Source organism: Colwellia sp. SU-HH01172, assembly GCF_057553355.1.
This window is the reverse complement of record NZ_BAAJMB010000001.1, coordinates 834,685-847,456: the sequence shown is the minus strand read 5'-3', so window position 1 is coordinate 847,456 and position 12,772 is coordinate 834,685. Positions and strand designations below refer to the sequence as shown.

Annotated in this window: 11 protein-coding genes and 1 riboswitch; of the genes, 7 read left to right on the top strand and 4 right to left on the bottom strand. The window is 38.3% G+C overall.

From position 1 onward, the window contains the following. Positions 1–4 precede the first annotated feature (4 nt). The gene (gene thiC / locus AC27JP_RS03765; protein ID WP_487112201.1) at positions 5–1,963 is read right to left on the bottom strand and encodes a phosphomethylpyrimidine synthase ThiC; all 1,959 of its coding nucleotides are present in this window, start codon (positions 1,961–1,963) and stop codon (positions 5–7) included. 95 nt (positions 1,964–2,058) lie between these two features. Beyond that, positions 2,059–2,157, bottom strand: a riboswitch (TPP riboswitch). A 177-nt stretch (positions 2,158–2,334) separates the two neighbouring features. Between thiC and AC27JP_RS03760 the strand changes: the two genes are divergently transcribed. The 5 genes from AC27JP_RS03760 (at position 2,335) to AC27JP_RS03740 (ending at position 6,653) form a co-directional block, all read left to right on the top strand. After that, positions 2,335–2,883, top strand: coding sequence for an RNA polymerase sigma factor (locus AC27JP_RS03760; protein ID WP_487112199.1), 549 nt, complete (start codon positions 2,335–2,337; stop codon positions 2,881–2,883). A 12-nt stretch (positions 2,884–2,895) separates the two neighbouring features. Next, positions 2,896–3,378 (top strand): hypothetical protein, encoded by a 483-nt coding sequence (locus tag AC27JP_RS03755; protein ID WP_487112197.1) that lies wholly within the window; start codon positions 2,896–2,898, stop codon positions 3,376–3,378. Positions 3,379–3,389: 11 nt separating this feature from the next. Then, positions 3,390–4,283, top strand: coding sequence for a PDZ domain-containing protein (locus tag AC27JP_RS03750; RefSeq protein WP_487112195.1), 894 nt, complete (start codon positions 3,390–3,392; stop codon positions 4,281–4,283). A gap of 190 nt (positions 4,284–4,473) precedes the next feature. Next, on the top strand, positions 4,474–5,460 hold the full coding sequence (locus AC27JP_RS03745; RefSeq protein WP_487112193.1) for a PDZ domain-containing protein: 987 nt from the start codon (positions 4,474–4,476) through the stop codon (positions 5,458–5,460). A gap of 215 nt (positions 5,461–5,675) precedes the next feature. Then, positions 5,676–6,653 (top strand): tetratricopeptide repeat protein, encoded by a 978-nt coding sequence (locus tag AC27JP_RS03740; protein WP_487112191.1) that lies wholly within the window; start codon positions 5,676–5,678, stop codon positions 6,651–6,653. 88 nt (positions 6,654–6,741) lie between these two features. On the opposite strand, the gene AC27JP_RS03735 is transcribed toward AC27JP_RS03740, so the two are convergent. Together AC27JP_RS03735 and AC27JP_RS03730 are read right to left on the bottom strand one after the other, a co-directional pair. Beyond that, positions 6,742–8,133 carry a sigma-54-dependent transcriptional regulator gene (locus AC27JP_RS03735; protein ID WP_487112189.1) on the bottom strand — a complete coding sequence of 464 codons (1,392 nt, stop codon included), beginning with the start codon at positions 8,131–8,133 and terminating at the stop codon, positions 6,742–6,744. A gap of 3 nt (positions 8,134–8,136) precedes the next feature. Beyond that, entirely contained in the window at positions 8,137–9,447 is a 1,311-nt protein-coding gene (locus AC27JP_RS03730) for an HD domain-containing phosphohydrolase (RefSeq protein ID WP_487112187.1), read from the bottom strand. A gap of 248 nt (positions 9,448–9,695) precedes the next feature. Here AC27JP_RS03730 and AC27JP_RS03725 point away from each other — a divergent pair, with 248 nt between their 5' ends. Together AC27JP_RS03725 and AC27JP_RS03720 are read left to right on the top strand one after the other, a co-directional pair. Beyond that, entirely contained in the window at positions 9,696–10,235 is a 540-nt protein-coding gene (locus AC27JP_RS03725; protein ID WP_487112185.1) for a heme NO-binding domain-containing protein, read from the top strand. Beyond that, entirely contained in the window at positions 10,211–11,704 is a 1,494-nt protein-coding gene (locus tag AC27JP_RS03720) for a sensor histidine kinase (RefSeq protein WP_487112183.1), read from the top strand. The genes AC27JP_RS03725 and AC27JP_RS03720 overlap by 25 nt, the downstream gene beginning before the upstream one ends. A gap of 3 nt (positions 11,705–11,707) precedes the next feature. Here AC27JP_RS03720 and AC27JP_RS03715 read toward each other — a convergent pair whose 3' ends face one another. After that, the gene (locus tag AC27JP_RS03715) at positions 11,708–12,538 is read right to left on the bottom strand and encodes a hypothetical protein (protein ID WP_487112181.1); all 831 of its coding nucleotides are present in this window, start codon (positions 12,536–12,538) and stop codon (positions 11,708–11,710) included. Positions 12,539–12,772 lie beyond the last annotated feature (234 nt).

Here is a 12,772-nt window from a genome sequence, read left to right as displayed (position 1 = left end):
TGAGTTATTTGGTTAAGGACTTATCAAGGCGTTGATAAATTTCGCTACCACTGGCCTTAAACTCGGCTGATTTTTCAGCCATGCCTTGAGTTGAGATCGCTACGGTTTCATCGAGTAACTTTATTTCGATGACTTGTTCATCATTTGCTCCATCAGTTAATCCTGCAGCGTAGTCCCGCACTTCTTGAGATATTTTCATGGAACAAAATTTAGGACCACACATTGAGCAGAAATGGGCAACTTTACCCGACTCTTGCGGCAGCGTCTCATCATGATAAGTTCGAGCACGCTCAGGATCTAAACCGATATTGAATTGATCGTACCAACGAAACTCAAAACGTGCTTTTGACATAGCATTGTCACGAATTTGTGCGCCGGGATGCCCCTTGGCTAAATCACCGGCATGGGCAGCAATTTTGTAGGTCATTAAACCTTCTTTAACATCTTCTTTGTTCGGCAACCCTAAATGTTCTTTTGGTGTTACATAACAGAGCATGGCACAACCATACCAGCCAATATTGGCAGCTCCTATGCCCGAAGTGATATGATCATAACCGGGAGCAATATCTGTTGTTAAAGGTCCTAAAGTATAAAAGGGCGCTTCACCACAATGTTTCAGTTGCTCAGTCATATTCTTCTGCACCATATGTAAAGGCACATGTCCTGGGCCTTCGATGATGGTTTGTACATCGTGTTGCCAAGCAATTTTGGTTAATTCACCTAAGGTTTTTAATTCAGAAAATTGTGCCTCATCATTGGCATCGGCTACTGAGCCTGGGCGTAAACCATCACCTAAGGAAAATGAAACATCGTAGGCTTTGAGAATTTCGCAAATATCTTCAAAATGTGTGTAAAGGAAGTTTTCTTTATGGTGTGCTAAACACCATTTCGCCATAATCGAACCGCCTCGAGAGACAATACCTGTAACTCGTTTCGCGGTCATTGGCACATAACGCAACAGCACGCCAGCATGAATGGTGAAGTAATCCACCCCTTGCTCTGCTTGTTCGATTAAGGTGTCGCGAAAAATTTCCCAGGTGAGATCTTCGGCGATGCCGTTGACTTTTTCTAAGGCTTGATAAATCGGTACTGTGCCAATAGGGACAGGAGAGTTGCGGATGATCCACTCGCGGGTTTCATGAATATAACGACCCGTGGAAAGATCCATGACAGTATCTGCGCCCCATTTTGTTGACCATACTAGCTTTTCGACTTCTTCTTCAATTGAAGAGGTGACGGCAGAATTACCAATATTAGCGTTCACTTTGATCAAAAAGTTTCGGCCGATGATCATAGGCTCTGATTCAGGGTGATTGATATTAGCAGGAATAATGGCTCTACCACGGGCCACTTCTTCTCGAACAAATTCTGCGGTAATTTGCTCAGGGATATTAGCGCCAAATGACTGCCCTTGATGCTGTTGCAGCAAAATTTCATCTTGTACTTCTTGGCGTTTTAAGTTTTCGCGTATCGCGATATATTCCATTTCTGGGGTGATGATGCCTTGGCGAGCATAGTGCATTTGGGTGACATTTTTACCGGCTTTGGCTTTACGTACGGTAGGAAGGTGCTCAAAACGAATATGATCTAGGCCTTCATCCGCCAAGCGTTGTTGACTATAGCTAGAGCTTTTACCGGATAAAAACTCTACATCGCCGCGCGCTTCAATCCAGTTGTCGCGCAAACGGGGAATACCTTGATGAACATCGATTTCAATGGCGTCATCGGTATAGAAACCTGACGTATCATAAACGCACAACGGTGCATTTTTTTCATAAACGGCATTATCTTTGGTACCACTAACTAAGGTATCGGAAAGTGATATCTCGCGCATGCCGACACGAATATCGTGAATTTCTCCTGGCACATAAACTTTCTTGGAATTTGGAAATGATTGATCGGCAACATTTTTTAAAAACTCTGCTGCTTGCTCGCGACGCTCGCGTCTAGAAATTGAACTCATGGTCTCTCACCTGTTTTTATTAAATAAAAGTTAGGCGGAGCTATATTGGGGTAGTAACGAGGAGAAGGATTAATAGCAAATAGTTACTGAGCTATTAAAGCTGCTCACTTGTTCCCTTCGCAGATGTTAATCTAATCAGGTTCTACGGATCCCGCTTTCGCGATCTCAGCCCTATGGCACTCCGACAAGTCAATACGTTTAGTTAAGCTAAACGAGGCTAAATTCTAACTTGCGAGTTGCTTGTTTTGCAATGACTTTTTAAAGGAAGGTGTAGATACATTTTTAGAGATAACAAACTATTTTAAAAAGATTAAAAATATCTGTCACAATATGCCTACTTAGTGCATCTTAAAAATAAAACCAAGGATTTTATGAAGAAGGAAGGCTTTGGCCAATCGCTTACTCAATTTGAGTTTGTAGCACTAACAAAAGGTAAACGTCATGGATTTGATGCAGCATACAAACTTTATGCAGATCACGTTTATTCTTTAGCGTTGCACATTCTTGGTGATAAAGACGCCGCTTGCGATATTCTTCAACAGGCTTTTGAAACCTTACTTATAAAAGTTTCTCAAGTGAAAAAAACGGCATCACTTGGGGCTTGGCTAAAACGTATTACGATAAATGCTTGTATGGGATACTTTAGAAAAACAGCTAAAACAAATAATAGTATAAATGCCGAAGAGGCATATGAAATGTTATCAGAGCCACATTACATTCAAGAAACAAGCTTTAAAGATGAGCGGCAAGTATTAGACTACTTGGCTAAGTTACCTAGCATTCAGCGCTCTGTAGTTTACTATTGCGCAATACACGGTTTAAAGCATAATGAAATTGCGCCAAGTTTAGGTATAGAAGAAGCTAATAGCCGACAACTTTATCGCCGAGCACTGCGGCAATTAAAATCATGGTTGCAATAATTGAGAATTATTATGAATGATGATAAATCAATAACAGAACATAAGCATACCGAATGGAAAGTTCATAAAGCTCCTGATTTTTCAAATGAAATCTGGTTACGCCATCAAAATAAAAAGCAAAAAACATGGCTAACAATGGCGGCAAGTGTTGCACTATTTTCTTTTGGTACTTGGTTTGTTCATTTCGAAATGAATGCAAATTCACAAAACGAAAGTTGGGCTAACGTAAGTACGCTTAGTATATCTTCAGAACAGGTTGTATTAGCAAAAAACTCTGAACTTGAGCAAAAACTAGCACAAGTATCGCAAAATATCTTATCTAACCAACAACAATTAGTCATGAATAATTGGTATGACGAATTGGCGATGGTTGATTTCTCGATAGAGCAACAAAATAAGCAAAATTTTGATGAAAAGCTCTGGAGTATAAGAAGCGATATTTTAATTCGAATGATTGATTTTTATCGTCAGCCTATTGATGTTTACGAAATATAACAAGGTAAAGCATGCGAATTAAGTATTTATCGATATTATTCATTGCATTTCCAATTACAGCAAATGAGTTTAAATCACCGCAAGCGCAACGTATTGCTGAACAAATGTCACAAGTTATCGCGCAAAAAGTTCAAGAGATTGCAGCGTTGGAACAGGAAATGGGCGTAAAGGATGTACAAATACATTTAACACAGCTTCAGCAATATAGCAGTGGACGTTTTGGCATTACTTTATCTGCTAACTCCCCTGGCTTGGTTATATCGGTAACACCGAATAGTCATGCCGACAATATTGGTATCCAAAGTGGAGATCAAATTATCTCGGTAAATGGTACTGAAGTAGCGAGTAATTTAAAGTCTGCACTGGCAGTACTTCAGTACGTAAAAAGTGAAACAAACATTGAAATTGAGCTAAAGCGCAGTGGAGAGTTAATAGTCTTAAATGGCACGCTCACAGCAAAATTAATTCCTGCTTGGACTTTTAGCACTCAGGCACAAGAGTTTGATTGGCCATCAATAACCGCTGCTAGTGGTAATGAAAAAGAGACAAATAAGCAAGAGTGTGGGCAAGTTAAACTTGGTTTTCGTATAGAGTCAGGATACACAACTCGATCATTAAAAACTGTCGTTGTTGTAGAAGCAATCGACGACGTTAAAGTAGAAAATCCACTCGATAAAAACTATTTAAAAATACCTGTTGGATACCATAAGTTAACGGTGCATCGAAAGATACATCACTTTGATAAAAACCGCACTGAGTCTGCAGAGCTCAATATTCGAATAGACGCTGACACCTCATATTTTTTGGCGTATCGCAGCGATACCTTATTTTCTAGTAGTTATACACTAAAGTACGCTGAGCAACCGGTGATCTGGAAAGTAAAACAGCAAAAATGTGAGATGTAATTCTCATCATCTTTGTTTAAATAAAAGGAAATTATTGCTCAATTTGCTTCACATAAATGAAAGTAGATGAAGAAAAAATGACTACTTGATAATTAAAGTAAGCAATAGTTTGAATTCATTTGTCACAAAAAACGGTTTAGACACGTCTTAGTAAAAACAGGCAAGTGAATTAATTAAAGAGGGAGTTTAAGTGGGCTTATTTAATATTAAAAACATAGTTCTATCTTTAGCATTTTTGCAATGTGCGGCAGTACAAAGTGAAGCATTAACTAATCAATTTAAGTCTGAAAAATCTTATCAAGTTGCTAATCAGTTACAGCGAACAATAAATGATAATCTACAACAAATTATTGATCTGGAAGCCGCTGCCGGTGGCGATGTTTCAAAATTAGATTACGCCTTGTTACAAGAGTCACAAAGTAGCCACCAACGTTTTGGCGCTGTACTTTCAACCACGACTAATGGCTTAGTTTTATCAGTAACACCGAATAGTCCTGCAAGTAAATTAGGTTTAGAAAGTGGTGATGTTATTGTTAATGTAAACAATTTGTCGTTAGAAAAAAGCAATATTAATACATTAATTGAGAAACATTATTTAGAAAATAATCACACCATATCTATTAAAGTACTTCGAGATAATAGGGGGCGGAATTTATCAGGAGAACTAAGTTCATTGGTAACGCCAGCATGGACATTATCTGTTGATAATATTAATCAAGATAAGTTGCTAGCTAGTAATGTCGATCAGCAAGAACCTGACGGTCAATGTGGCCGAATTATTGTTGGCAAATTTATGCCGCGAGAAGAAGGCGATATTACCCAAAGAAACGCTGTTTTTATCAGAGAAATTGACGGTGTTAAACAACGGCTCTGGGCATCTGGACAAGGCTCAGTAGTAGGTCTAACCAGCGTTTCAACATCAGGACCTAATAAGACCCGATTTAAATTAAAACCGGGTCAGCATAGAATTTCTGTCTCTCCTAGGAATGCATATCTACAAGGAGACAATCCACGAGATTATACAAATATCCGTTTTAGTGATGAGCGGGAGTTCTCTATTAATATCGAAGCAAACACGACTTATTATTTAGTTTACGACACGAGAAAAAATAGTGAATATTCAAAAACCAATATCCCTGTGATATGGCAAACCAAATCTCAAAAGTGTCAACTTTAATATAGCGATTTGTTGGTTAATCGCCCAAAGAAAATAGTTCTATTTCGTGTTACTAAGTGTCTAAAACAGAAATAACGTGTTAGCTATATATCTAGCGAGATATTTTCCCTATTAACTACGGCATCAGGAATATACCGGACTTGTATATGTCAGCATATTTAAAAAAGTTATCAACCAGCGGTGGAACTGCTAATAAAACTAGAAGGAAATAAGTTATGAAATACGTTGTAAAAATAATCTTTATTGGGTTCAGTTTTGTGTTTACTTTGTCGGCCTTGGCATCAGAAGGAACAATACCTCGTAATGATTTTTCAGCAGAATTAACAGAATTGATCTCTGAAAGTGTAGAGGTAAATCCAGATCATATTTGTGTCAATGAAAATTGTCAGCGATTATTCAAAAAAATAAAAAAATATGCAAACTGGGGTAACCCAGAAGCACAAGTCTTAGTTGGGGCTGCTTATTTATCAGGCAATGGATTAGAGAAGAATGACAAATTAGCAGTAAGAAACCTACGCAAGGCTGTATTATCTGGTTCGAATCGAGCTCGTTGGATGATGTCATATTTGTATAAACATGGAATTGGTATTGATAAAGATTTGAGTAAATCAGAGCGTTTGTTAAGTAAAGCAGCGGAATACAAATATCCGCCAGCTTTATTTCAGAAGGCTGTTGAAACGATTAACTTTGAAACTAAAAATAATGAAGATGCTGTATCTATGTTAACTGTCGCAGCAAATAAAAAACATAAAGCATCAATGTACCTATTGGCTAAAATGTACCAGCACGGTATCGGCACTTCTATGGAACTGTTGGAAAGTACTAAATTGTATAAAAAACTAGCTTTTTCTGGTTACCGAGATAGCCATCAGCAGTTAAAGTCTGTTTTACAGGGAGCGAAAGAAGGCCAAAAAGATTCAGCAGAAATACTATCTCTTTCCTCTGACATTGAAAGAATTCAAGTGATTGGGCAGAAGTGGGATATGGAGTTAGCTTTAGAGTATAAAGTTGAAAAAATGTCGAAAAGCAATATTTATGATGGAAAAAGCTTTGGTAGCCATTTACGCGGCCGTACGTGCTTAAATTCAAGCTCTAAGTGTATAAGCATAACTGGTGAAGATATTGATGGCTTTATGAGAGATGTCATGTTAGATGTCGCAAAAACTCACGCTATGTCTATATCTAGCAGGTAATGGTATACCAATACTTCATAAAGTTTTGATTAAACTTCTCCGCTAACAATCATCCTGCGATAGGTAACTGTTAGCATACTGTGTTTATCTAGTTCCACTTTTGCATTTTACGGTAAATCGTCGAAGGGTTAACTTCGAGTAATGCCGCTGCTTTGGTGATATTGCCATCACATTGCGCTATTGCATGTTCAATGGCATTTTTTTCAACCTGTTCAAGTGGAATAATCGTACCGTTACTTGCGGTAGTAATTGGGCGCGCGTCATACTGCGTTTCTATGCGCTGATGATTGGTCGTAATTGAATCATTAATCGTTAATTGCTCTGCGAGCAATGGTTGCAGCATAGCCAAGGTGACTTCTTGGCCAGAATTCATAATACAAACACTATGAATGGTGTTCTCTAGCTGCCTAACATTACCAGGCCAAGCGTAAGCTAGGATAAAGCTTGTGGCATCTTGAGCAAATGCGCTAAAGGTTTTTTGTTGTTGTTGATTATACTTAGCTAAAAAGTGCTTAGCGATAAGTAAGGCGTCTTGCTCGCGCTCACGCAGTGGCGGTAAATTCAATGGGATGACATTGAGGCGATAGTATAAATCTTCTCTAAATTCACCTTGGTTTACCGCTTCACTTAATTTTATTGAAGAGGCGGCAATAATTTGCGCGTCAAATTTAATCAGTTTGCTATCGCCTAACGCGGTATATTCGCGCTCTTGTATCACCCGTAATAGTTTGGCTTGCAACGACATAGGCAAGGTTGTGACTTCGTCTAAGAAAATAGTGCCACCATTGCTTTGAGAAAATAAACCTTCTTGGTCACTAACCGCGCCGGTAAAGGCACCTTTTTTATGGCCATAAAGTTGTGATTCGATTAGGGTTTCAGAAAAGTTAGCACAGTTTACAGCGATAAACTTTCCTTCTCGTTTACAACCTGATTCATGACAGGCTTTGGCAACCAACTCTTTACCGGTACCCGTTTCACCATGAATATAAATAGGCACATTAGCACCCGCAGCAATGGATATTTGCTCAATCAACTGCTTGATCTTAGTACTTTCACCAATAATAGATTGGCTTAATTGATTTTTAGCTGGTGATGAATTTTTACTGGTAATAGTGTCTTGTACCAGCATGACTAATTCGGAGTTCTTCCATGGCTTAGAAATAAATTTTTCAATTATTGCTTGATTAAAACCAGCAGAAACTGAATCAAAATCTTCATAGGCACTAAGCATGATACGTTTGGTATCAGGCCAAAGTTTTTTAACGGTTGATAATAATTTATCACCGGTGATATCAGGCATTCGTTGATCTGAAATCACTAATACCGGCTGGTTGTCTTTAATAAATTCAAGTGCTAAACGAGGCGATGAAAATGCTTCGATACGAATATCAATGCGCATCAATGTGCGCTTTAATGCCGCGAGAATTTCTTGTTCGTCATCCACTATGACCATTAAAGGCCGATTATCAGTGATGTCCATTATTTAGTATTCTCCATCTTCACTTTCGGGTTCATTTTCATTGGGACTTTTATGCAACACGTAAGCGACAATTACTTTTGCTGAATGTTCTTGGTGTTTGATCAAGCTATCGATATGACCTTGTGAAAGCACTGTTTTTTCATTAAGTAATTTATGGTGTTCGTGGTTTAAAATGTCTTGCGCTAGGACCATGCCAGGAACAAGTTCACCGGTGCTTTTTGCTATTTCAAAACTTTCTGTTGCTTGTGGTGTGGAAAGCATAGCGATAAATTGGCTAAATATTTTCCGATCAAATAGGCTACCTAAACTCTTTTTCATCACTATGATGGCTTCTTGTGGCGTGATGCATTGCGCTGTTATTTTACCTGATACCAATAAATCAAAGTGAATAGCTATGGCTAAAATACGCGAGGTAACCGGAATGTCATCATGGCTAAGGTGCATTGGTATACCTGAGCCATCAACATGTTCGTATATGTGACGGACTATTTTTGCACAAGGGGCTAATGATGCTACTGTGCTTAATATATCGGCACTCTCCTGAGGGAATTTCATCCAGGCCAATTTTTCTTGAGCCGTCATTTGGTGCCAAGGTTGAGTGATCAGTGCCGGTGGTAAACTATTAATGCCGATACGGTAAAATAAGGCCGCCAAATAGATATGAACGCGATGAGGCTCTTTTAATCCCATACGACGAGCCAGCATTTTACTTTGTTGAGCAACTCTAAAGGTGTGGCCTGAGGTATCTTGAGTTTGCATGGCAACTAAATTAGCACTTAATTGCAGAAGGTCATTATTGAGCTCCGATTGTTGTTGCTTTTGATTAACCACACTTTCATGATGTGACTGCATAAAGCGAGTCACCTTTTTCATTGAGATCTGATTTGCTGAAAGTCGTTGATTATCTAATTTGAGGTTCTTTACAATCGATAGTTTTTGATTTTCTAGCTTAATTTCATTGATTAAGTTGGCTAATGTTGCTTTTAGTTCTTTATTATCCCAGGGCTTGTTTAAGTAAGCCGAAATCTTGCCATCATTAATTGCTTGTTTTGCAAGCTCAGTGTCGGCATATCCAGTCAGTACCACCCGTTTACTTCTACTATTGATTTTTACAATATGAGTTAAAAATTCCGCGCCATTGAGCTTAGGCATTTTCATATCGGAAATAACGATTTGTGTCGGCGTGCTTTGAAAAAACGCAATTGCCGATTGTGCATCAGTAAAGGCGTGCACTTGATAATCTTTGCGCAGCACGCGTTGCAGGGCGTTAAGTACTTCTTGCTCATCATCCAACAGTAAAACTGACGGTAACATGTCTTAATCCTAAAAAAATATAGTTAAAGATGAATTAGTTGCATAAACTCATGCTAGCATTATAGTTAACTATACCCAAGCTACTTGAATATGCAATTTCAGAGTTAAACTAGAAAATCAGAGTAATGCGTAGTACGAAGATAATGGATATTTTCGGTAGTTGTTCTTGCATTACTCTAATATCCCACATCAATGTGGGAACCTGATCAAGTAGGTATATACGTGAATTTTTTAAGGGATTTTGATTAATGAAAGGTGCTATTTTTACTGGCTTTGCTGAATATGTTGAAAAAGAGTATGGTTTAACGGCTTGGTTGAAAACCCTTGATAGTTGTGAATTGGCTTCAAATGGCGAATATTTGGCAACTGAGCTATACGATGATGCAGAATTTAAATTATTGGCCGATACCTTAGGCGCAATTATTGGTTTCGACAGAGAGCATATATTTAGGGGGTTTGGCGAACACTTTTTCCCAGCCTTAATGTCGGTAGGTTTAGCCCATGTTAAAGAAATAGATAACCTGTTTGACTTTATGCGAGCGGTTGACAGTGTTATTCATATTGAAGTGCAAAAGAGTGATCCATTAGCCTATACCCCGACACTTTTGTACGATCAACCACAAGAGAATGTTCTTGTGGTTAGATACTTGTCGCACCGCCAAATGTGCCATTTTGCTGAAGGTTTAATTTTTGGTGCCGCCGCACACTTTAAGCAAAAGGTTAGCATTCATCAAACTAAGTGTTTATGCAAAGGAGATGAGCATTGCCTGATTCGGGTCGAGATTTAAACGTTACATTGGAAGAAAAAGTTGTCTTGTTAGAAAAGGCGTTAATACGTGAGCGCAATGCGAAAAAAAAGCTAGAAGCTAAGTTAGATCAAAAAGCAGCAGTAGCGCTGTATGACAACAAAGAGTTTTTCGATTCCTACGAAAAAGCGACCAACCGACAAGTGCAGCTGCAATTTTTAGCTAGCCTTACGCAAGAGCTGCTGTTAGATAAAAATATTGATGATTCTTTTCAACAATTTTCGGAAAATGTTGCAACGCTATTAGATGCCTGCCCTGTAGTTGTTATGCGCATTAATCATGATATGCATAATGCGATGTGGTCATTAACCAGCAAGGGTAACAAATGGCAACCAATAGCGTGGCACAGTGATTATGAGTCGTTTATAGAATCAATGCTATCTGCCAAAGAGTCGAGCTGGCATCGTTTAGAACATAAAAATCAAACATATAGTACTGAAGTTTCAAAGCTATTCAGCCATGATATCTTGCTATATTTACTGGTCAAAGTAAGCAATAAAGAACGTCGATTAATATTACTCGATATTAGCCATTTTTGTTATAGCGATGATTTTAAACAAACGTTGAATATTGCCGCGCAACAGTTTACGGCGGCAATAAAGCGTCGTATGACCAAAATTGAACTCGCCTATAATTATAAAGACTTGCGTAATACCGTTGATGAACTGAAGTCTACTCAACAGCAATTAGCACATAGTGAGAAAATGAGTTCACTTGGGCAATTGGCGGCAGGTGTTGCCCATGAAATTAATAACCCAATAGGTTATATATCCAGTAATTTAGACGTTCTTAAAGATTATATTGAAATTTATGCTGAGGCTTTTGCGGGTTTGCCAGAAGAACTATTGCTGAACTTAAATAATGCTAAAGAGCTGACATATGCTCGCGAAGATGTTGAAGAATTACTTGGCTCCTGCATCATAGGGGTTGAACGCGTTACTGAGATAGTCGCTAGCCTAAAAACTTTTTCGAGAAAGGAGCAAGACGAATTTACCTCAATAACAATCAATGATGTTATTGAAAGTGCATTAAAAATTGTCTGGAATAAACTTAAATATGATCATGAGATTATTCGAGATATGTCTGCTGATTTACCTGATATTCAAGGAAACTTTGGCCAATTACAGCAAGTTTTTGTCAATTTGTTTGTTAACGCCGCTCAAGCGATGGACGATAGTGGTGTTCTTAAGATTGAAAGCCAACGTATTGAAAGCTATGTTGAAGTTAAGGTACATGATACTGGCTGTGGCATGGATGAAGCCGTTATTCGGCACTTGTTTGAACCGTTTTATACCACTAAAGATGAAAGCGAAGGTACGGGCTTAGGCTTGTCGGTTTCATACGCTATTATCGAAAAGCATAATGCACTGATAAGCGTAAACTCAGAGCCTGATCAAGGCTGTACGTTTACGCTTAAATTTCCCATAGCACTTGCTGATGCTAACCCTTAAAAATTATAATTTAGCGATAATGTTTTTTGGGTTATAGATATGAAAAATATCATAGCGACTTGTTGCTAGGTTGTGTTGCTCTGGTGTTCTAAAGGAAATGGAAACCTCGATATCACTGCCGTTTAGCTCTGATTTTTTATCACAATATAGCATAGCGCTGATGGGATAAATTCCTTTGTTTAGCTCTAATGACCCCGTTAATACTTGCTCTGATTCGAAACGCGTCATTAGGTGAATTTTTCGATCAATGACACGTTTATTGTTCATATCTATACGGGCATAGCATGAACTGATTTTTGCCATTACATCATCATTTGCTTTCACCGCCTGATTTTTAACATAAAACTCTACCCCGACTTGTAGACGACCTTTTTTTCTGTTTGGAAAAAGGCCATTAAGGCGATACATGCTTTTACTTGGCTGACTGATGCCGTAACTTTTATGGCTTGATAATGAAAAACGCGTTTCGTTCATCACAAATGAGCCTACATCATTGCTAAAAGCTGCTTGTTCGATGCTTGAAGGTAGTGGATATACGCGCGTGATCCAGCCTGGAAATAAGTCTGCTTTGCTTACTGCTTGCGCTAAAACTTCATTACTACCAACATGGTACGGGTTTAATGTTCTCAGTATCTCTAGTTCATCTTCTGCTTGGGCTAATAACAGCTGCTTATCATCCAATTGCGCATGAAATGCTTTAGCCTTTTTCCATTGTAGGGCAGCGAAGCCAGCTAAAGATAAGGTAATAATAATCAGAATTGTCACTCTAATTAAAGACTCAGTAAATGAAGTAGTTCGGCGACTATACCTTTCTTTCCTATAATAACCACTCATAACACTCTCCTCACACTATTTATAATCTCGATGTTAATACGGTTAATGATTGCAAATGCTTTGCCATTTATTATTTCTTTTAATTTCATATGTTTATATATATTGACATCAATGTTTACTGATCTTGCTTTGCAAATTGCAACAGCGGTAAATGCATTTTGCGAAGAAAAGAAAAGGTGAATATGTAACTTTTTGATAATAAAGATAAAAAAAGTAGGCAGGAAAACTGCAATA